Source organism: Plantactinospora sp. KBS50, from assembly GCF_002285795.1.
Classification (GTDB): Bacteria; Actinomycetota; Actinomycetes; order Mycobacteriales; family Micromonosporaceae; genus KBS50.
This window is the reverse complement of sequence record NZ_CP022961.1, coordinates 5,476,242-5,495,781: the sequence shown is the minus strand read 5'-3', so window position 1 is coordinate 5,495,781 and position 19,540 is coordinate 5,476,242. Positions and strand designations below refer to the sequence as shown.

Below are 19,540 nucleotides of genomic sequence, written 5' to 3'. Positions count from 1 at the left end.
TCCGGTCTCAGGCGAGGGTGGCGCGCTCGGCGGCGGCCGGCCACAGCTCAGCGACCGGGGCGAGGAAGATCTGCTCACCCGACTCCACCCGGCGGCGAAGCTCTCCGGAGTACGCCGAGCCGTTGCCTGGAAGCCCTGGCCCGAAGTACGCATCGGTCGTGTCGATGGGCCGCACGTGACCACGGTCATCGACCGTCACCCAGGTGCCGTCGGCGTTGCGCAGGATGATCGCACCATGGCGGGTCCAGCCGACGACGTAGTCACGGCCTGCTGTGCAGTCGAGGGAGACCTTTCGTACCGCGCCGGTCGCCACGTCGACGAACCGGACTCTTGAAGCGCAGTGCTCCTCCCTGTTCACCATCGCCACGTCGACGAACGCCATCCGGCGCCCGTCACCGGACCATCTCACGAACGTAAAGGGCATGACCCCGAGCGATTCGGCACGGCGTCCGGTGATCATGTCGTAGAGCCAGAACTCGAACCGCTGCGGAACGCCGGGCCGTTCCACCGACACCACGGCCCACCGCAGATCCGGCGAGACGGTATGCACCTGGCCCGGGACGCGGCGGTAGTCTCCGGACACCGGGTCGATGAGAGTGGAGTCACCACCACCACCGATGATGCTGCCGTGGGCCACCAACGCGTGGCGGGTCGTGGTGTCGAAGTAGTCGGAGGACGGGGCTCCCACGGGCACCACGATCGGCGAGAGGGACTCGTCCCGGCGACAGATCCAGACCACACCGGCGATGACGATGGCCGCCACCACCGCACCGGCGAGCGCCGTACGCCTACTGATGGGCATGTTCGGAAGTCTCTCCTATATCGGCTCTTCGAAGTTAAGCGGGGTTGAGGTGTCTGCGGTGGCGGCGGGTGGTGGCGGCGCGGGTGCGTAGCCGCTGGTTTTCGGGGTTACGGAATCCGTAGGCGTCGCGGGCGACGGTCTTGATGACCCGGTTGGTTCCTTCGGAGCCGGCGTTGGTGATGCCGGTGTGCAGGAACGCGAGGATTTCCGGCCACCAGGTCTCGATCGTGGTGGCGAGCCGGTGGAGTTCGGGCAGGTCAGAGTCGGCGCAGCGGGTGTAGAAGCGGTGCAGCAGCCGGGCGGTGGTTTCCCGGTTCGGGTGGGTGCGGGCGAGTGCGAGTAGGTCGAGCAGGTCTTCCTTGGCGTTCCAGGCCGTCAGGATCGGTGCGCCGATCTTCGCCGGCAGGTTGCTGAGGGTGTCGGTCAGCCGGTCGACGTGCTCGGCGCGCATGCGGGCTGCTGACCTGGTCAGCCGGTTGCGTTGCTGCCACTCCGGGTCGGTGGCCCGGCCGCGCCGGCCGCGGTGTGTGACTGTCATGCGGCGGCGGACCTCGGTGACGGCCCGGTTGGCCAGCTGGACGACGTGGAAGTGGTCCACGACCAGCGTCGCGTGCGGCAGCGCCTCGCGGACGGCGGTCTTGAACACGGTACACATGTCGATCGCGACGGCCTGGACGTGTTGACGCCAGGCGGCGGGGCGTTGGGTGAGCCAGTCGGTCACCGCCTTGCTGGTCCGGCCTTCGACCTGGGCGAGTAGACCCTGCCCGCCGACGAGATCGCAGAAGCCGACGTGCCAGCGGTCGACGATGGTGGTCCACGACGCGGTGACCTCGTCGAAGATCCAGCGAGGTTTGCCTCGGCGGACCTCGTCGATGCCCAGCACGCTCACCGGTTCGGGCTCGGCCGGCAGCACCGCTGCGGTGTGCGCGGTGAACGCGGCCGCGACGACTGGCCAGGACATGCCCAGATCACGGGCGGCCTGCACGATCGTTCGGTTGCCGTCGGCGACCGCCGCGCCGGCCGCCTGCCGCAACCGGACGGTGATCCGTGCCCGTGCCGGGATCTGTGGCACGTGTTCGGTGAACGACGTGCGCGGGCATCCGGGCTGATCGCAGTACCAGCGGCGTTTACGCCACCGCAACCGCGTGGTGCGTCCGGCCACCGGCAGATCCCGGGGCCAGGTGAACACCCAGCCCTTGACCCGGGCGGCCCGGACACCGCACTGAGGGCAGCATTGTGCCTGCTCGCTACCGGTGGACAGGTGGACGATGGGGGAACCATTCGGGTGCAGCTCGACCCGATCCACCACCAGGCCGTCCAGGCCCAGCAGCCGGGTCGTATCGTTGACCATGCTCGCAGCTCTTTACTTGTGATCATCCGAACTCGACACTCAGATGATCACCCAAGGGCTGCGAGCCCTCATCTCCGGGCCGGATCGATCAGCGCACCCCGCTCAACTTCGAAGAGCCCCTATATCGACGGCCGATCGCTGCCGGCACGGTCAGGCCGCGCCTGGTCTCGCCGAGAACCCCGCGTTACCGGCAGAGCCGGCCCGCCGGCTTGTGCACCACCGGCTTGGCCTCGGCCGCAAGGCCATGCGCGCCGACCTGACCGCCGACACGATCGAGGAGATCCTCGCCTCGGAGAACCACTGGCTGCTACATGCGCCGGCGCTCAACCGCCGTCTGCCGCATCCGATACGGATGCGGTTGGGCATGCTGGAGCGATTCGGTCAGCAGATCTTGGAAGACGACCGTCCTCGCCAGTTCAGCGCGAAGCTGGCGCACAAGGACATCAGCAACGCCCTGCGGATGGCGCCGGATCTCCCGATCACCGCCATGGTGTCCGAGTGCCTGCGACATGCGGTTGCGGACGGGCACGGCGAGGAAAATTCCACCCGGCTCACCCGGCTCACCCGGCTCACCCGGTACCGGCCCGGGGTCCGGCCCATCCCGTAGACGTCCCACCGGTCGCCCCGATCGCGATCGACGGCGCCTTGCCCTCAAACGCCGAGAAACAACGCCCGTCCGACCCGCCCGCGGACCAATACCTGGAGGAATCAGTGGCAGTCCCCGACCTTTCGTCCCCAGCCGACCCGGGCAGCGAAGTGACGGGACCTCGCTGGTACTAGGTGCTGCGCGAGTCGGTGGACTTCCGGCGTCTGTGGGCGGCGCATCTGGTCTCCTCGCTCGGCACGGGCGTCACCTCGATCGCGATTCCGATGGTCGCGGCGCTGATGTTGCATGCGTCCGCGGCGCAGGTCGGCATCCTGACCGCGCTCACGGTCGTCCCGCACGTGCTGTTCAGCCTGCTGGCCGGCGCACTGGTGGACCGGGTGCCGCAACGGGCCATCCTGGTCGGCACGGACTTCGGCCGGGGCATCTGTCTGGGCGTGGTCCCGATCCTGGGTGTGCTCGATCTGCTCTCGATGCCGATTCTGTATTGCGTCGTCTTCCTGGTGGCGATCCAGACGGTGCTCAACGATCTGGCTTCCACCTCGGCGGTGCCGAAACTGCTGCCGGCGCCCCAGATGACCGCCGGCAACAGCGCGATCTCGCTCAACACCTCCACCGCCTGGATCGCGGGCAACGGCTTCGGCGGCGGTTTCGTCCAGCTCGTCGGGGCGTCCGCCGCGGTCGGGCTGGACGCGATCTCCTATCTGTTCTCCGGCGGCTTCCTGATGTCCTTGCGATCGCCGGAGCTGCTCGCGTCGCGGGTGTCGGGGCAGCGTGGGGTGCTTCAGGACATCAAGAGCGGCCTGAGCTACGTGCTCAGAGGGCGGTCCGCAGCAGGTTGATCTGATCTATGCGTTGCGTCTGGTTGGTGGTCTTCCGGCGGGTTCGCTATGGATAGCGGCTGGTCGATGGGCCGAATGTGAGTTCTGGTCGTGACCGCCCGGGTGGGTCGGGCGTTAGCCCGGTCATGGGTGATCGAAAGCGGTATCCCAGCGATGTCACTGACGAGCAGTGGGAGCTGATTGGACCGTTCCTGCAGGCGTGGAAGACCAAGCGGGTCGCGGTGTCGGTGTCGGGCCGTGAGGGTGACTATGACCTGCGGGAGATCGTGAACCCGATCTTCTACCAGAACCGGACGGGCTGTCAGTGGGCGTACCTGCCGCACGACCTGCCGCCGAAGTCGGCCACCTACTACTACTTCGCGTTGTGGCGTGACGACGGCACTGACCAGGTGATCCACGATCTGCTGCGCTGCCAGGCAAGGGAGAAGGTCGGTCGTCGGGAGGATCCGAGCGCGGTGGTGTTGGACACCCAGTCGATCCGGGCGGCGAACCACGTCCCGGCCGCGACGACCGGCAAGGACGCGGCGAAGAAGGTGTCGGGGCGTAAGCGGGGCCTGGCCGTGGACGCGTTGGGGTTGGTCATCGCGGTCGTGGTGGCTGCGGCGTCGGTCACCGACAACGCCATCGGTATCCGGCTGCTCGACAAGGTCGTCGAACACACCCCGACGGTGAGCCGTGCCTGGGTCGACGCCGGGTTCAAGCAGGACCTCGCCCTGCACGGCGCCGTGCTGGGCATCGACGTCGAGGTCGTCAAACGATCCGACACCAAACCCGGGTTCGTACCGATCCGCAAGCGGTGGATCGTCGAGCAGGTCAACGGCACCCTGATGCTGCACCGCCGCCTCGTGCGCGAGTACGAGAGCCGACCAGAATCCTCGGTGTCCCGAACGCTGTGGGCATCGACGGCGAACATCGTGCGGCGGCTGACCGGAACCAGCACACCCTCCTGGCGGCACCGGTGAACCTCCCCACCGTCCTCGACCTGATCACCGACCGGGAGACCACCACACGCCAGCACGCCGACCGGCTCCGCGAGCAGATCACCGCCCTGACCAGCGAACTCGCCCGCCTCGACGGTGAACTGGCCGACCTGGCGACGACCCGCACCACTCTGCGCACCCTCGCCGCCGCCGAGTTCACCGCCGACGACCCCACCATCGCCAGCGGCCCCTACCAGCAGATCCTGCATGTCCTCGGCACCGCGCCCGCCGGCATGCGCGCCAAGGGCATCTGCCTCGCACTCGGCGTCGAGCCCTCACCCAAGAACGTCGAAGGCACCCGCGCGAAGCTGAAACGCATGGTCAACCGCCACGTCCTCACTGAAGACGAACCCGGAGTATTCGCCCTCAACCAGAAACGGACCTAAAACTTCGAACCGCCCTCTCAGAGGCCGCCAACTGCTCCACCAGCCGATCCAAACCACCCTTGATCAACTTTCCGTACTCGTCATCGCCAAGCGCGCCGATACCTGCCTGCGCACGCTGGAGACACTCGCGGGCACGGTCGAGATCACCGAGCTTGCGATAACACTCAGCCAGATTGAGATGCAACGACGGATACAGACCGGCCACCGACATCGGCACCCCGGCCTGCGCAACCCGGTCATCGGTGAGCAAGTCGGCCGCCGCCAGTGCTCGCTCGTCCCAGACCAACTCCTGATGGACGTCGTCCTGCACATCAGCCATCGAGTGCGCCAGGACGCAAACATGCAAGGGATCGCCTCGCTCGCCGCCGATCTCATCCCAAATCTGCGCGAACAAGTCACGAGCAGCCTCACGCTGGCCTTGTTGATGATGCAGCTGCACCCCCTGGTTAATGCGGGTGAGCGTCTCATCAGAAATCATCAGCTGCTCCTGCACGGCTCATGCCACGACGACGGCATGGATCCTACTTGCTCAAAGTATCGACAGAACAACTCAACGTTTCTCCCGACCAACCTGACGCATCCCGGCTTAAGGCCACGACGTCCAACCACGCTGGCCAAAGTAAACCGCCATCCGGGGCACCTTCATTGAGACACCTCAAGGCAAACGAGACCGCGGGGCAAGTCCGATGAGACAGTTCCGGACTGCACGTCTCACTCAACCTGCTCCGACCCAGATCAGCACCGACCCATCGGAGCAACTTCACTGAGACGGGACACCGCAGGTGGGGTCCCGGCGCGTCGGGGCGGCGTCGTGGTCCGGCGTCCCGCGTGGTTGGACCGGCGTCGGTTCCCGGTCCGCCGTCCGCGTTCGGTCCCCGTTGCGGGTGGTGGGGGTCGCCGGACCGGTCCGCCGCCTGGGCCGTTCGTCCGCGGCTGGCGGACCGGCCGTCGCCGCGGTCCGGGTCCGGGAGGTGGTCGGTCACGATGACACCAACTCCTGACCGAGACGCGGGCCTGCGCGGTGGACGCGTCGAGGGTGGCGTCCAGGTGGTCATCATGCTGGCCATCGGCGGCGCGGCCGGGGCGGCCAGCTTCACCCACGTGCACAACGTGGCCGCAGCGCACGGCCAGCCCGGCTGGCTGGCGTGGGCCGACGCGATCGTCTTGGAGCTGATGTCGATTGCCTCCGGCCTGGAACTGCGCCGCCGTAAACGCGCCCATACCCCAACCGCGTTCCCGGCCGCCGTGCTGGCCTGCGCCGTCACGCTGTCTCTGGCGGCGCAGGTCGCCGAGGCCGAATCTTCTGTCATCGGCTGGGTCGCCGCCGCCGTACCGGCGCTCGGGTTCCTCGTCATGGTCAAAGTCGCACTCGCCCGGACCAACACCAGGGACGCAGCGCCAACGGACGCCGCATCCACGACAGCCGGTCCGCCGGTCGGCACCTCGCGGAGTGTCCTGGACGGCGGACCGGAGGAGACCGCTCGGTCCGCCGACCCGGTGGGGGAGCGGGCCACCTCTCGGACGGTCCGCCCGCCGGAAGCTCGTCGTCGGCGCGGCGGACGGGACCAGCACGGACGGGCGGACCGGGGACGGTCCGCGCAGCCGTCCGGCGACATGGCCGAGCTGCTGCCGGCGGCACGGCGCGTCCGGGACCGGCTCGCCGCGGACGGGCAACCACTGACCCGCGCGGCGCTCGCCGAAGCCCTCCGCACCGCCGGCCACACCGTGTCCAACACCCGCCTGTCGGAACTCCTCAAAACCCTCAAGACCGAGCCGCTGGCACCATCCGGGCCGCTCGCCGACCCGGTCACGCCTACCGACCAGCCGCTGTCACCTTTGTCACCGGACGGGCGGGGCGGCGGCACGGCCAGCACCCCCACGCCGGCCACCGTCGGCGGGACCACCCCGCTCGTACCGCACGACCACCCTTCACACAGCCAGGAGAAACCTGATCATGAACAGCCACTCGAACCCCATTGACCAGACCACCCACGCCACGACCGACAACACCACCGCGCCTGTGCCCACCGTGGGGGAGGTGTGGACCGTCGAGCGTGTCCGCGCGCTCGGCGTCACCACCACCCTCGCCACCACCGCGTCGGTGCTCGGGATCAGCCGATCCCAGGCATACCGGCTCGCCGCCACCGACCAGTTCCCGCTCCCGCTGATCCGGGCCGGCAGCCGCATCATCGTCCCCGTCGCCCCCCTACTGCACCTTCTCCAACCCGACCCCATCGAGACCGACGAGGGCGGGCGACTTGATACCGACGGGAAGGTGAGCGTGGATGCGACGACCCCGCCACCAGCGGATTCCACCCGACACCGCTGGCGGCACCATACGAATCATCCAGGAGACGATGAGTGAAGGGATCCACCTTCAAACGCTGCAGCTGCCGCGACAGCGAAACGGGCCGGCGACTGGGACGCACCTGTTCCCAGCTCCGCCGGCCCGGCGGCGGCTGGTCCCGCACCCACGGCCACTGGCACTGGCAGATCGAAGTGCCCGCCCGCGCCGACGGCACCCGCCGCACCCTCCGCCACGGCCCCTACCCCACCCAAGCCGACGCCGACACCGTCCTGGACCGCATCCGGGCGGCGATCGCCGTCCCCGACCCCACCGACCCCCACGCCACCGTCAAGACCGGTGACCTGATCGAGACCGCAGTGAAGGCCGGCGCGCCCGTCCCCAGCCCGGAGCAGGTCCGCCGGGCGCTGCACCTCGACATCACCCCCACCGAACTGCCCACCATGGAGGTGTACCTGACCGACTGGCTCGCCGGACGCCGGAACATCAAGGCCGGCACCCTGCGCTCCTACGAAGGGCACATCCGGCTGTACCTGATCCCACACCTCGGGCACCTGCGCATCGACCGGCTCCGCCCCGGCCACATCGACGCCATGTACGACGCCATCGCCGAACGCAACACCACCATCGCCACCCTGCGCGCCAGCCGCAACCAAGCCAGACGCGACCAGGTGAAGAACCAGCGGATCGTCGGCAACCGGACCCTGCACGTCATCCACGCCACCCTGCGCAAAGCCCTCAACGACGCGATGCGCCGCCACCGCTACATCGACACCAACCCCGCCCTCATGATCGAACTCCCCACCGCCCGACCACCCAAGCCCACCATCTGGACCGACCAACGCATCAAAACGTGGCGCGACACCGGCAAAACCCCCAGCCCCGTCATGATCTGGACTCCCGAACACACCGGCAGATTCCTCGACCACACCCACGACGCCGCAGACCGGCTCTACGCCCTCTACCACCTCATCACCTTCACGGGCCTGCGCCGAGGCGAAGCCTGCGGCCTGCACTGGGACGATCTCGACCTCGACGCCCACACCCTCACGGTCCGCTGGCAACTCGTCCAACACGGCTGGACCACCGCCATCGACACCCCCAAAACCACCGACAGCGAAGCCACCGTCGCTCTCGACGCTGAGACCGTGGCGGTGCTGCGCGCCCACCGCGCCCGGCAACACCGCGAACGCCTCGCCGCCGGTGCCGCTTGGTCCAAGACTGGCCTGGTGTTCACCACCCCAACAGGCGGTCGGCTCCACCCGGCCGACGTCACCGACCACTTCCACCACCTCGCCACCCAAGCAGGGCTACCACCCATCCGACTCCACGACCTCCGACACGGCGCCGCGACCATGGGACTCGCAGCCGGCGTCCAGATGAAAGTCATCTCCAACCGGCTCCGCCACTCCAGCCCCCACTTCACCGCCAAGTTCTACGGCGACGTCCTCCCCGAGCTCTCCCACGCCGCCGCCGAAGCAACCGCATCCGTCGTCTCGCGGAAGCGCGGCGCGACAAAGCCGGCGTAATCGTGCAGGCCGGCGTTCCATCCGTTGGCGCTGAACCCACAGCAGCGGATGGCGTTCCCCGGGACTCCATGCGCTGAGGCCCCGCCTCCACATGGACGATCAACTATGTACGGCCCAAAGCACCGTACGCGACCGGCGGTGCCGCGTGGCAGGTCGTACCGCCTCCAGCCCCGCGACAACTCGCCGCGGTGGGGTTCGACCCTTGACACCGTGTTGCACGCCGCACCACCATATCGGCCACCAGACGGTCACCGAGGGTACGTATGTCACCGTCGCGCTGGCGACCGTCGGCAGGGCTGGGCCGACGGGCGAGTTCCACAACCGCGCTGGCCGCATCGCCTACTGACAGTTGCCTGCGGAGTCGCTCGCCGGCACGAGATGGCCTAGCTGGTGATCCCAGGGCCCTGATCTCCGGTCGGGCCCTCCGCGGCAACTGCTGGGCCTCCTCGCGGAGACGTCGAGATTTGCAAGGTCATCTGAGGACCAACGCGATCGAGCCATTCGACGCCCGCTACCGACGGGCGGTCGAGGCCCACGGTAAAGACCGGCCGCCCCGATCGACCCGGACCAGCTCGGTGTCTTCGGTGCCCTGCTCGGCGGCAACCAACCCGCGTCAGCCGAGATCCAACTGGACGCTGACGTACCGTCGCGATCGCGACCGTGATGGATGGCCAGTGATTCACTACCATCGGCGAGGACGGAACAGCGCGAATCTGCTACGCATAGGGGGGCGGGAATACATATCTTCCGATGGCCGGGATCAGAGCTTCGCGGCCGGCGTGCTCAGCTGGTCGGCGGGCGGCATCTGCGGGGTGGCCGCGGAACGGGTCATCCAGAGCAGGGCCGAGGCGGCCAAGCCACCGCCGAGCACGGTCAGTGCGCCGATGATCTGGCTGAACGAGAGCCCGGTCGCGAACGCGTCCCGGACCTGGTCCGCCGCCGCGCCGGACGCCCGGCCGATCGCATCCGTGAACGAGGACTCGCCCTCGGCGCGCAGTGACCCGGGCAGGCGGTTGACGAAGAAGGCCGTGAGTACGGTGCCCAGGACGGCGACGCCGAGCCCGTTACCCAGCTCCTGGATGGTGCTGCTGACGCCGGAGCCGGCGCCCGCCTTTTCCAAGGGGATGGAGCTCATCAGGACCGTGCCCGCCACCGGACCGGCGGAACCCGTGCCAAGGCCCACCAGGATCAGCCCGGCGAGGCTGCTGAGATAGTCCTCCGCCGGCAGTAGGCCGATGAGCAGCAGGCCGATCGCGGCCACCGCCATGCTGGCCAGGAGCGCCAGCGGCGCGCCCAGGCGCTTCAGGACGATCACGCTGATCGCGGTGCTGCCGATCAGCGTGCAGATCGCGAGTGGCAGCAGCCGGATGCTCGCCTCGATCGGGGTGTAACCGTTCAGCAGCTGGAAGTGCAGCGTGAGTAGGAACAGCGAACCAGCCATGCCGAAGCTGGCGAGCAGCCCGCCCAGCACTGCGGCGCTGAATCGTAGATTGCGAAAGAGCCCGAGGTCGAGCATGGGCGACTCGACCCGCAGCTCGCACGCGATAAAGGCGGCGAGCGCGAGTACGCCGATCATGGCCGGCACCTCTACGGCGGCCGAGGCCCAACCGTGCTCCGGCACCGAGGTGATCGCCCAGACGAGGGAGACGGTGGCGATCACGGACAGCACCGCGCCGATCCAGTCGATGCGGTCGTTGCGGGTGGCGGGCACGTCCGGCACGAGAATCACCAGCGCCACCAGGCAGAGAATGCTGATCGGGACATTGATGAGGAAGACCGCGCCCCACCAGAAGTGTGAGATCAGGAAGCCGCCGAGAATCGGCCCGCCCGAGCTGCCGACCGCCGCGACCGCCATCCACGCGCCGATCGCCTTCGGCCGCTCCGCGTCGGAGAAGGTGTGCATCAGGATCGCGAGCGTGCCCGGCATGAGCAGTGCGGCGCCGAAGCCCATCGCCGCGCGCGCGGCGATGAGTTGCCACGGCTCCGTGGCGAGCGCGGCGGCCAGCGAGGCGGTGCCGAACAGCGCGATGCCGACCAGGACGATCCGCTTCCGGCCGTAGCGGTCCGAGGCGACGCCGCCCACCAGCACGAACCCCGAGAGCACCAGCAGATAGGAGGTGAAGGCCCACTGTGCCTCCGCGGCGGTGGTCGACAGCTCGGTCATGAGCGTCGGGATCGCGATGTTCAGGACGGTGTTGTCGATGACCACCATGACCAGTGCGAAGCAGATCGCGGCCAGAATCGACCATCGTTTGCGGTCGATCGGTTTAGCAGGCTGGCGCACGGCTGGCTGGCTCACGATGCACTCCTCCGGATTGGCTGGTCCCGTTTCGGCGCCGATTCTCACACTACTTGACAGCAGCTGTCAAGTAGAGTTGGATGCGGGTTGCGATCGATGCCGTGAGGCCGTGACCTCGGCATCACGCCAATTTCCGGCGTCTCGCGCCGAATCCGCCGAAGATCTGCCTGGGGGTCACTGTCGTGCCGAGTCACTTCCTGTTCATCAGCATTCCCGACCCCGGTCGCCTCTCTCCGCATCTCGCGATCGGAAAGGAGTTGGTGCGGCGCGGGCACAGCGTAAAATTCGTGACCGTCGAGCCGATGGCCGCACTCGTCGGGTCGTACGGGGTCGAGCCGCTGGTCTACGGGTCGGCGTACGGGTCGATCCCCGTCCACGAGGAGAAGGAGATGAGCGCGGAGGCCGCAATGCTCGCGCTCAGCGTCGACGACTCCGCCGCCATGATCGACGCGGTGGAGGCGGCCTACGGCGACGAGCGGCCCGACCTGATCGCGTACGACGTGGCCAGTGGCACGGCCGGCAGGGTGCTGGCGCGCAAATGGGGACTCCCGGCCGCCCAGCTGTACGCGGACTTCGCGCAGAACGACGAGTTCGCGTACACGCAGCCCTTCGACGACGACGGCGTCGCGCTCGGCGAGCCGCTGAGCCCGGCCGGGTGGGCGGCCCGCTCGGAGCTGAAGCCCTGGGTGGACCGTACCGAGCGGCTGCTCACCGCGCACGGGCTGACGGACGTCACCTTTGCCGAGCTGCTCGAGGTCGTGCAGGAGTTCAACCTGGTGTACGTGCCGAAGGCGTTGCAGCCCGCGGCCGACAGTTTCGACGACCGCTTCCGGTTCGTCGGGCCGTGCGTGGGCGAGCAGCCGGCGCGCGACGATTGGCAGCCGCCCGCCGACGGCCTTCCCGTCGTGCTCGTGCCGTCCGCACCGCAGGGCGCCGACCTGGCCCGCGCCTTCGTGGGAGCACCGGTGCACGTCGTCCTGACACCCGGCCCGGGCGCCGATCCTGCGTCCCTGAGTGAGTTGCCGCCGAACGTCGAGGTGCACGCCTCGCTCCCGCAGGGTGTGCTGCGGCACGCGGCCGTCGTGGTGAGCCAGGGTGACGTGGGCAACGTGACCGAGGCGCTCGCCGCAGGCCGTCCGGTGGTGGTCGTGCCGCCCGCTCTCCCCGCCCGGATCACCGGTTTCCAGCTGGCGAAGCTGGGTCTCGGCCGCCTGGCCGCGCCGGACGGGCTTCGCGACGCCGTGCTCGATCTGATCGGCGACCGGGCCGTCGCGGAGCGGCTGGCCTGGATGCGGGGCGAGATCGAGGCGGCCGGTGGCGTGCCGCGTGCCGCGGACGAGCTGGAGGCGCACGCCGCGCGCTGACCTCGCTGACGGGTCGTCGCGGGCGGCCGGTGGGCCGCCCGCGACGACGCGTGTGGGCAGTGCCGTCAGGCGGTGGCCTGCACGGTGCTGCCCGGCGACCGTGCGGGGATCTCCCGGGTGGCAAACTCCGCCAGTCGGGACCGGACGGCGGTCGGGATGGCCGGTGCGAAAGTGGCCAGGTATGCCTCGAGGTGCTGCTGCGAGGCCTGCAGGAACGGCAGGTCGAACGCCACCATGTGCCGGATGGCCAGCAGCGGGACCGGCGAGTGGAGCGGGCGGAAGTCGCGGTTCCACAGGCCCGGCTCCGCGCACTCCGGGTGGAACTGTCCGATCATCAGTCCCTCCTGCACGAAGTCGGTTTTCAGTCGGGCCTGCAGCCGGTTGAGCGGCTCCGGGTCCGATCTGTCCACGCGCGGCAAGACGATCAGGATGGTGAGGAACTGCCGGTCCTCCTCCCGCAGCTCGGCGGCGAGCTCCCGGTGCAGGTCGCGGTAGCCGAGCAGCGTCTCGGGCACGCTGTCGTCGTGGAGGTCGCGGTCCAGGCAGGTCAGGTGGAACAGCCGCCGATTGAGCGAGGGCCGGGTGTACGGGCAGACCGGCCCCTGCCGGCCCAGGTCCGGGTGTCCATAGGTGAGGAACCGTTCCGCCCACGTGGCGATTTCGCGCAGCGCGGGTAGCTGCTCCGGACCGATGAGCCTTCCATCGGCGACCTCGGCCGGCGACCACAGCGCCAGGCCGCTGAGCCCTAGCAACATGTCTACTCCTCGTGCGCCGATCGGGCGGCGACCGCCTCGATCGCGGCGGTGCGACCCGCGAGGCGGGTCACCCGTCGGACCGTGAGGCCGGCGCGGGCGAACAGGTCATGGAACTGTGCGAGCGTGCGTTCCCGGCCGCCGACGACGGTCAGCATGTACAGGTCCATCAGCGCCGCCGACTCGTCGGGCACGGCGGACGGGCCGGTGTCCAGCACGAGGTCCGACACGACGATTCGGGCGCCGGGCGACATTGCCCGGCGGCAGCTGCGCAGCAGCGTCACGCATCGTGCGTCGTCCCAGTCGTGCATGATCTGACGCAGCAGGTAGAGGTCGCCGCCGGCCGGGACCGAGGTGAAGAAGTCACCGGTCACCACGGTGCACCGGCCGTCCAGACCGGCCGCGCGCATCTGCTCCCGGGCCCGGTGGGCCGGCGCGGCCAGGTCGAGGAGCGTGCCGTGCAGGTGCGGGTGGCCGGTCAGCAGCGCGGCGAGCAGCGTGCCGTCGCCGCCGCCGACGTCGACGATCCGCCGGACGCAGGTGAGGTCGACCGCGTCGGCGAGGTCGTCCAGCGCCAGGCCGTCCGCCTGCGAGCGGTCGAAGGTCTCCCGGAATGCCGGATTCCGGTCGACGTAGCGGAAGAAGTCCGTGCCGTATAGGTCCGGGAAGGAGGGGTTGCCGGTGCGTACGGCGGTGCCGAGGTGCTGCCACGCCTCTCCGATCTCCCCGTGCGCCAGCAGCGCCGAGGGCAGCGCGGACGCGGGAGCGTCGGTGCGTAGGCCGGCGCCGAGCGGGGTCAGCCGGAATCCGTCGTCCCGCTCGTCGAGCACCTCGAACGCGACGAGGGCGCGCAGCAGCCGGATCAGCGCGTCCGGGTCGGTCCCGGTGAGCCGGGCCAACTCGGGGCCGTCGCGCGCCCCCTCGCCGATCAGGTCCGGTACGCGCAGGTCAGCGAGGACGCAGACGGCCCGAGAGAGCAGGTGTCCCTGGATCATCCGGCGTAGTCGCTGACCGTGCGCGGTCGTCGTCTCCACCGGTCGTCAGGCCGCGTGGAGGGTGACGGGCAGCCGGGTGACGCCGAAGATGTCCGGCCGCTGGTGGAACTCGGGCGTGCCGCACTCCAAGGCGCGGTAGCGGTTTAGGATCGCGCCGAACACCACGGAGAACTCCAACCGCGCCAACGGTACCCCGAGGCAGTAGTGGATCCCGTGGGAGAACGTCAGGTGCGGGTTCGGCGAGCGGCCCGGGTCGAACCGGTCCGGCTCGACGAACCGCCGCGGATCCCGGTTGACCGAGTGGATCCAATTGACGACGATCTTCCCGGGCGGCACCGGCGTGCCGGCGATCACGGCATCCTGCGTGGTGAAGCGGTAGAGGAAAGAGACTGGCGGACGGAAGCGGAGCACCTCCTCGAGCGCGCCGGGCACCAGCGACCGGTCCGCGCGCACCCTCTCCAGCGTGCCGGGGCTGTCGTTGAAGGCGAGCACGGCGTTGGTGAGCGTCAGCGTGGTGGTGAGGTGCCCGGCCAACAGCAGGAAGACCGAGAAGTTGACTACCTGCTTGTCGGTGAGGCGATCCCCGTCCGCGGTGGCCTCGACCAGACGCGTGAACAGGTCGTCCTTGGGGCTCCTGCGCCGGTCGTGCACGTGCGCCAGCAAGTAGTCGGCCATCTCGTTCAGTTCGGCGGCCCGGGTCTTGGCGTATCCGCCCTCCTCGAACTGTCCGGCCGTGACGTCCGCGGCGTCCGGGAGCAGGTACTCCGCCCAGCGGCGGAACGTGGCCCAGTCGTCGCTGGGGATGCCGAGCATCTCCGCGATGACCACGACGGGCAGCGGCGCGGCCAGGTCCTGGACCATCTCTATGGTGTCGCGGCCCTCGATCGCGTCGAGCAGATCGGTCGCGAGCGCGGTGATCCGTGGCTCCAGCCCGGCGATCATGCGTGGCGTGAACGCCTGGCTGATGATCTTCCGGAGCTGGGTGTGCATGGGCGGGTCGGTGACGCTGAGCGACGCCTCGGTGAAGTTCGGCATGCCCGGCTCCGGTGGCGGCGCGAGGGAGCTGAAGTCGGACGAGAAGATCAAGGGCTCGGAGAGCACACCGACCACCTCGTCGTGCCGCAGCACGTGGTACGCGTCGTTGGCGGTGTCGTGCCAGACCGGGCCGGCGTCGCGCGCGCGCCGCAGCCAGTCGTAGAGCGCGCGGCCATCGCCGACCACGGGTGGCGGACCGGCCTGGAGTGCCTCGTCGTGCGATGCGGAAGTCATGTCGTCCTCAGGAGTGCTTGACGGTGACGGGAAGGGCCTTGACGCCGAACACGTCCGGGCTGCGGTCGTAGTAGCGGGGTTCGCCGATCTCGATCGACCGGTAGCGGTCGAACAGTTCGTTGAGGACGCTGCGCGCCTCCATCCGGCCCAGGGGCGCGCCGATGCAGAAGTGGATGCCGTGCCCGAACGTCAGGTGCGGGTTCGGGTTGCGGGTGATGTCGAACGTGGACGGCGAACGGTACTGCCGCTCGTCCCGGTTGCCGGACATCGGCCAGCCCATCACTGGCGTGCGGGCGGGCAGCTCGACGCCGGCCAGCACGGTATCCACCACGGTGAGCCGTGCCTGCATCACCACCGGCGGCTTGAACCGCAGCACCTCCTCGATCGCCCCGGGGATCAGGGCGCGGTTCGCCCGGGCGGCGGCCTCCGCCTCGGGCGCCTCGGCGAAGCACAGCAGCGAGTTGCCCATCAGCAGTGAGGTGGTGAGGTGGCCGGCCAGCAGCAGGAAGTTGAGGAAGCTGACGATCTCCTGGTCGGTGAGCCGGTCGCCGTCCACCTCGGCGAAGGCCAGGCGGCTGGTGAGGTTGTCCCGCGGGTCACGGCGGTGCAGGTCGACGTGCCGGAGCAGGTAGTCCCGCATCTCGGTGAGCTGCGCGACCACGTCCGGTGGCAGCGCGGAGTTGTCCGGTACCTCCCCGGTCTCCAACTCGTAGTTGGTGGAGAGCAGCGCCTCGCCCCAGGCCCGGAACAGCTCCCGGTCCTCGGCCGGGATGCCGAGCATCTCCGCGATCACGATGACCGGCAGCGGGTGCGCCATGACCGCGACCAGGTCGAACTCGTCCTGGTCGGCCACCGTGTCCAGCAGTTCCTTGGTCAGCTGAATGATGCGCGGCTCCAGCGCGGTGATCACCCGCGGGGTGAACGCCTGCGACACCAGGCGCCGGAGCTTGCCGTGCCGCGGCGGGTCGATCATGGTCAGCACGCCCTCCGCGAAGTTGGGCGCGCTGGGGTCGGACGGCGGCATGACGCCGGTGAAGTCCGAGCCGTAGACCTCCGGAGTGGACAGCACGTGCAGCAGGTCGTGGTACCGGAACACGTGGGCGGAACCGGTCAGCGGATCGCGCCACACCGGGTGGGAGGCGCGCATGACGTCGAGCCAGGCACCCAACGCGCGGCCGTCGCCGACCCCGGTCGGGGGGCGGGGTGGATCGTCGGAGGCGATGGCGAGGTCGGGTCCCGCATCGGGCCCCACGGAGTGGGTCATCGCAGCGCAGCTCCTCACGGAAGAGGGACGGAGATGACCGGCGGTGCTCCCAGCCGGTGATCTCGAGGCTAGCGGCGCGAAACGGCGCGACAGCGCTCTGAGCAGTGGAGTGACCACAAGCTGCCACCTTGACGTCCGTAAATTGCCAAACCGGACGGGTACGCTTCCCGTCTCCGTACGATCGGAACCGCTGCATCGGCAGTCGAGCTCTTACGGGGGACGCCACACGTGTACCGGACGATCGAGAGCGGGTCCCGTTTCCGTGCATTCGGGCCACGTCAATTGGACGAGATAGTGCGCCGCTATCCGATGGCGGCCGAGGTGCGCGACACGGTGCGGATGTTCTCCCGCGTGCTGCCTTTCCGGATCAACGAGTACGTGCTCGATGAACTCATCGACTGGTCCCGGGTCCCGGCGGACCCGATGTTCCAGCTCGTCTTCCCGCAACCGGGCATGCTCAGCGACGAGCACGCCGCCGCGCTGCGCGCGCTGGACGGCCGCGCCGACGCGGACCCCGGCGTGACGGCCGTCGTGCGCCGCATCCGTGCGGAGCTGAACCCGCACCCGGGCGGGCAGCTCGACCTCAACGTGCCCCGCCGCGACGGCGTCGCTATCCCCGGTCTCCAGCACAAATACCGGGAGACCGTGCTCTACTTCCCTAGCCAGGGGCAGACGTGCCACGCGTACTGCACGTACTGCTTCCGCTGGGCGCAGTTCGTGGGCGACGCCGACCTGCGGTTCGCCGCGCCCGGCCCGGACGCTCTGGTGCGATATCTGCGGGAACACCCCGAGGTCAACGACGTCCTGGTCACCGGCGGCGATCCAGCCGTGATGTCCGCGGACCGGCTGCGCGGTCATCTGCGGCCGCTGCTGGCGGTGCCGACGCTGCGGGTGATCAGGATGGGAACGAAGGCGCCGGCGTACTGGCCGCAGCGATTCGTCACGGACCCGGACGCGGACGACCTGCTGCGGCTATTCGCCGAGGTCGTGGAATCGGGCCGGACGATGGCGGTCATGGCCCATTTCAGCCATGACCGCGAAATTGCGTCGCCGATGGCCGAGAAAGCAATTTCCCGTATTCGGTCGACCGGTGCCGTCATCTATTGCCAGGCACCGTTGATCGCCCATGTCAATGATGACCCGGACGTGTGGACGTCGCTGTGGCGGGCCCAGATTGCTGCGGGCTGCGTTCCCTATTACCTCTTCGTCGCGCGGGACACCGGCCCGCACGACTATTTCCGGGTGCCGCTGCAGCGGGCCGCCGAGATCTTCGCCGAGGCGTACCGCCGGCTGCCGGGCCTGGCCCGCACGGTCCGCGGTCCGGTGATGTCCACCGAGGCGGGAAAGGTCGTGGTCGACGGCGCCGACGGAGGGGTCTTTCAGCTGAGGTTCCTACAGGCCCGTAACCCGGACCTGGTCGGCTGCCCGTTCCGTGCCGACGGGTCGCCGGACGCGGCCTGGATCACGGAGCTGACCCCGCGCCCGGACACCCCGGCGGATCTCAGGCACGCGCTGGCGCACCCGCAGACCGAGGTGACCGCATGATCACCCGGGCCGTGTCGGCCAACCTCGCGCTCGACCAGGAGATCAACCGCCGGCGTGCCCGTGGGGAGCGGCTGCTGCACCTGGGCTTCGGTGAGGCGCGGCTGCCCCTGCACTCCGGCCTGGTCGAAGCACTGTTGGCCGGCGCGCACCGGCGTGCCTACGGGCCGGTCGCCGGCGACGAGGCCGCGCGGGCCGCGGTCGCCGGCTACTTCGGACGGCGCCGGCTGCCGACCGAGTCCGACCAGGTCGTCCTCGCACCGGGGAGCAAGCCGCTGCTGTTCGCGCTGATCGCGGCCGTGGACGGTGACGTGTTGTTGCCCCGGCCGTGCTGGCTGACGTACGCGCCACAGGCCCGCCTGCTCGGCCGGCGGGTCTTCTGGGTCGACGTCCCCGCCGAGTGCGGCGGCGTCCCAGACCCGGACCTGCTGGCGAGCGCCGTGCACCGGGCGCGCGCCGAGGGCGGCCACCCGCGGCTGCTGATCATGGCGCTGCCGGACAACCCGACCGGCACCACCGCGCCGCCCGGCGTGGTGCGACGGATCTGCGACGTCGCGGACGCGTACGACCTGGTGCTGGTGGCGGACGAGATCTACCGGGACCTGGCACACGATCCGGACCGCGACTACCTGAGTCCGGCCGAGGTGGCCGGTGACCGTACCGTGATCACGACCGGGCTGAGCAAGACGCACGCGCTCGGTGGCTGGCGGGCCGGCGCGGCCCGGTTCCCGGCCGGTGCGCGGGGAGAACTGTTGCGCTCGCGCGTGCTGGCGACCGCGAGCGAGGTGTGGTCGTCGCTGGCCGGGCCGGTGCAGTCGGTGGTCGAGTACGCGTTCGGCGAGCCGCCCGACCTGGCCGACTACGTCCGGGCCGGCGCGCGGATGCACGCGGCCGCCACCCAGGCCGTGCACCAGGTGGTGGTGGCTGCCGGTGCCAACTGCCGGGCGCCGTCCGGGGCTTCTACATCTACCCCGACTTCCGTCAGCTCGCCGGTGACCTAGCCCGGCAGGGCGTGCACGACTCCGCCTCGCTGGAGCGGGAGCTGCTGCGCAGGTGCGGGATCGCAGTCCTCGGCGGCCACCATTTCGGCGACGACCCGGCCGCGCTGCGCTTCCGCGCGGCCACGAGCCTGCTCTTCGGCGACGAACCGGAGGCGTACCGGGAAGCGATGGAGGCGGACGACCCGATGGGCCTGCCCGCCGCCAAGGACGCCCTGCGACAGCTGGCCGACGGGCTGGCTCGGCTGACGGACTGAC

At 69.6% G+C, this 19,540-nt stretch carries 19 protein-coding genes; 11 read left to right on the top strand and 8 right to left on the bottom strand.

Annotation, left to right across the window (positions count from 1 at the left end; all coding sequences use genetic code 11):
* Positions 1–7: 7 nt before the first annotated feature.
* Together CIK06_RS23640 and CIK06_RS23635 are read right to left on the bottom strand one after the other, a co-directional pair.
* Positions 8–802 (bottom strand): hypothetical protein, encoded by a 795-nt coding sequence (locus CIK06_RS23640; RefSeq protein ID WP_157756918.1) that lies wholly within the window; start codon positions 800–802, stop codon positions 8–10.
* A 34-nt stretch (positions 803–836) separates the two neighbouring features.
* Complete coding sequence (locus CIK06_RS23635; RefSeq protein WP_095566620.1) at positions 837–2,153, bottom strand: ISL3 family transposase; 1,317 nt, start codon at positions 2,151–2,153, stop codon at positions 837–839.
* 244 nt (positions 2,154–2,397) lie between these two features.
* On the opposite strand from CIK06_RS23635, the gene CIK06_RS23630 reads away from it, so the two are divergent.
* The 4 genes from CIK06_RS23630 to CIK06_RS23615 all read left to right on the top strand — a co-directional run bounded on the left by CIK06_RS23630 (position 2,398) and on the right by CIK06_RS23615 (position 4,965).
* A complete protein-coding gene (locus CIK06_RS23630) occupies positions 2,398–2,760 on the top strand; it encodes a hypothetical protein (protein WP_157756917.1) in 363 nt (120 codons plus the stop codon).
* Positions 2,761–2,933: 173 nt separating this feature from the next.
* Positions 2,934–3,599: an MFS transporter gene (locus CIK06_RS23625; RefSeq protein WP_095566651.1), complete on the top strand. Its 666-nt coding sequence runs from the start codon at positions 2,934–2,936 to the stop codon at positions 3,597–3,599.
* A 125-nt stretch (positions 3,600–3,724) separates the two neighbouring features.
* Positions 3,725–4,561 (top strand): IS5 family transposase, encoded by an 837-nt coding sequence (locus tag CIK06_RS23620; RefSeq protein ID WP_095566650.1) that lies wholly within the window; start codon positions 3,725–3,727, stop codon positions 4,559–4,561.
* Positions 4,558–4,965 carry a hypothetical protein gene (locus CIK06_RS23615; protein WP_095566649.1) on the top strand — a complete coding sequence of 136 codons (408 nt, stop codon included), beginning with the start codon at positions 4,558–4,560 and terminating at the stop codon, positions 4,963–4,965. The genes CIK06_RS23620 and CIK06_RS23615 overlap by 4 nt, the downstream gene beginning before the upstream one ends.
* Here the strand turns inward: CIK06_RS23615 and CIK06_RS23610 are convergent.
* Entirely contained in the window at positions 4,946–5,458 is a 513-nt protein-coding gene (locus CIK06_RS23610; protein WP_369916018.1) for a tetratricopeptide repeat protein, read from the bottom strand. The two genes, CIK06_RS23615 and CIK06_RS23610, sit on opposite strands and share 20 nt — an antisense overlap.
* Positions 5,459–6,021: 563 nt before the next feature.
* Between CIK06_RS23610 and CIK06_RS23605 the strand changes: the two genes are divergently transcribed.
* Genes CIK06_RS23605 through CIK06_RS23595 form a run of 3 tightly spaced genes read left to right on the top strand, consistent with a single transcriptional unit; the run spans position 6,022 to position 8,799 of the window.
* A complete protein-coding gene (locus CIK06_RS23605; protein ID WP_095568075.1) occupies positions 6,022–6,945 on the top strand; it encodes a DUF2637 domain-containing protein in 924 nt (307 codons plus the stop codon).
* Positions 6,920–7,330, top strand: a complete 411-nt coding sequence (locus CIK06_RS23600) for an AlpA family transcriptional regulator (RefSeq protein WP_095566648.1) — start codon at positions 6,920–6,922, stop codon at positions 7,328–7,330. The genes CIK06_RS23605 and CIK06_RS23600 overlap by 26 nt, the downstream gene beginning before the upstream one ends.
* Positions 7,327–8,799, top strand: a complete 1,473-nt coding sequence (locus CIK06_RS23595; protein ID WP_095566647.1) for a tyrosine-type recombinase/integrase — start codon at positions 7,327–7,329, stop codon at positions 8,797–8,799. The genes CIK06_RS23600 and CIK06_RS23595 overlap by 4 nt, the downstream gene beginning before the upstream one ends.
* A 760-nt stretch (positions 8,800–9,559) precedes the next feature.
* Here CIK06_RS23595 and CIK06_RS23585 read toward each other — a convergent pair.
* The gene (locus CIK06_RS23585; protein WP_157756916.1) at positions 9,560–11,098 is read right to left on the bottom strand and encodes a DHA2 family efflux MFS transporter permease subunit; all 1,539 of its coding nucleotides are present in this window, start codon (positions 11,096–11,098) and stop codon (positions 9,560–9,562) included.
* A gap of 182 nt (positions 11,099–11,280) precedes the next feature.
* Here CIK06_RS23585 and CIK06_RS23580 point away from each other — a divergent pair, with 182 nt between their 5' ends.
* The gene (locus CIK06_RS23580; RefSeq protein ID WP_157756915.1) at positions 11,281–12,462 is read left to right on the top strand and encodes a macrolide family glycosyltransferase; all 1,182 of its coding nucleotides are present in this window, start codon (positions 11,281–11,283) and stop codon (positions 12,460–12,462) included.
* 65 nt (positions 12,463–12,527) lie between these two features.
* On the opposite strand, the gene CIK06_RS23575 is transcribed toward CIK06_RS23580, so the two are convergent.
* The 4 genes from CIK06_RS23575 to CIK06_RS23560 are packed head-to-tail and all read right to left on the bottom strand — an operon-like array spanning position 12,528 to position 16,742.
* Positions 12,528–13,217 (bottom strand): DUF6875 domain-containing protein, encoded by a 690-nt coding sequence (locus CIK06_RS23575; RefSeq protein ID WP_198347981.1) that lies wholly within the window; start codon positions 13,215–13,217, stop codon positions 12,528–12,530.
* Positions 13,218–13,219: 2 nt separating this feature from the next.
* Positions 13,220–14,248: a methyltransferase gene (locus CIK06_RS23570; RefSeq protein WP_157756914.1), complete on the bottom strand. Its 1,029-nt coding sequence runs from the start codon at positions 14,246–14,248 to the stop codon at positions 13,220–13,222.
* A gap of 6 nt (positions 14,249–14,254) precedes the next feature.
* On the bottom strand, positions 14,255–15,478 hold the full coding sequence (locus tag CIK06_RS23565; protein ID WP_095566643.1) for a cytochrome P450: 1,224 nt from the start codon (positions 15,476–15,478) through the stop codon (positions 14,255–14,257).
* Positions 15,479–15,485: 7 nt separating this feature from the next.
* On the bottom strand, positions 15,486–16,742 hold the full coding sequence (locus CIK06_RS23560) for a cytochrome P450 (protein WP_095566642.1): 1,257 nt from the start codon (positions 16,740–16,742) through the stop codon (positions 15,486–15,488).
* 294 nt (positions 16,743–17,036) lie between these two features.
* Between CIK06_RS23560 and CIK06_RS23555 the strand changes: the two genes are divergently transcribed.
* Genes CIK06_RS23555 through CIK06_RS31625 form a run of 3 tightly spaced genes read left to right on the top strand, consistent with a single transcriptional unit; the run spans position 17,037 to position 19,539 of the window.
* Positions 17,037–18,287 carry a KamA family radical SAM protein gene (locus CIK06_RS23555; protein WP_369916016.1) on the top strand — a complete coding sequence of 417 codons (1,251 nt, stop codon included), beginning with the start codon at positions 17,037–17,039 and terminating at the stop codon, positions 18,285–18,287.
* Positions 18,284–19,285, top strand: a complete 1,002-nt coding sequence (locus tag CIK06_RS23550; RefSeq protein ID WP_232533825.1) for a pyridoxal phosphate-dependent aminotransferase — start codon at positions 18,284–18,286, stop codon at positions 19,283–19,285. The genes CIK06_RS23555 and CIK06_RS23550 overlap by 4 nt, the downstream gene beginning before the upstream one ends.
* Before the next feature lie 11 nt (positions 19,286–19,296).
* Positions 19,297–19,539 (top strand): hypothetical protein, encoded by a 243-nt coding sequence (locus tag CIK06_RS31625; protein ID WP_232533824.1) that lies wholly within the window; start codon positions 19,297–19,299, stop codon positions 19,537–19,539.
* Position 19,540 lies beyond the last annotated feature (1 nt).

What these genes read in the sequence shown, in the direction of transcription:
- CIK06_RS23640 (WP_157756918.1), bottom strand. Translation starts at nt 802, where the DNA reads ATGCCCATCAGTAGGCGTACGGCGCTCGCCGGTGCGGTGGTGGCGGCC.
- CIK06_RS23635 (WP_095566620.1), bottom strand. Translation starts at nt 2,153, where the DNA reads ATGGTCAACGATACGACCCGGCTGCTGGGCCTGGACGGCCTGGTGGTG.
- CIK06_RS23630 (WP_157756917.1), top strand. Translation starts at nt 2,398, where the DNA reads ATGCGCGCCGACCTGACCGCCGACACGATCGAGGAGATCCTCGCCTCG.
- CIK06_RS23620 (WP_095566650.1), top strand. Translation starts at nt 3,725, where the DNA reads ATGGGTGATCGAAAGCGGTATCCCAGCGATGTCACTGACGAGCAGTGG.
- CIK06_RS23605 (WP_095568075.1), top strand. Translation starts at nt 6,022, where the DNA reads ATGCTGGCCATCGGCGGCGCGGCCGGGGCGGCCAGCTTCACCCACGTG.
- CIK06_RS23600 (WP_095566648.1), top strand. Translation starts at nt 6,920, where the DNA reads ATGAACAGCCACTCGAACCCCATTGACCAGACCACCCACGCCACGACC.
- CIK06_RS23575 (WP_198347981.1), bottom strand. Translation starts at nt 13,217, where the DNA reads ATGTTGCTAGGGCTCAGCGGCCTGGCGCTGTGGTCGCCGGCCGAGGTC.
- CIK06_RS23565 (WP_095566643.1), bottom strand. Translation starts at nt 15,478, where the DNA reads ATGACTTCCGCATCGCACGACGAGGCACTCCAGGCCGGTCCGCCACCC.
- CIK06_RS23560 (WP_095566642.1), bottom strand. Translation starts at nt 16,742, where the DNA reads ATGACCCACTCCGTGGGGCCCGATGCGGGACCCGACCTCGCCATCGCC.
- CIK06_RS23550 (WP_232533825.1), top strand. Translation starts at nt 18,284, where the DNA reads ATGATCACCCGGGCCGTGTCGGCCAACCTCGCGCTCGACCAGGAGATC.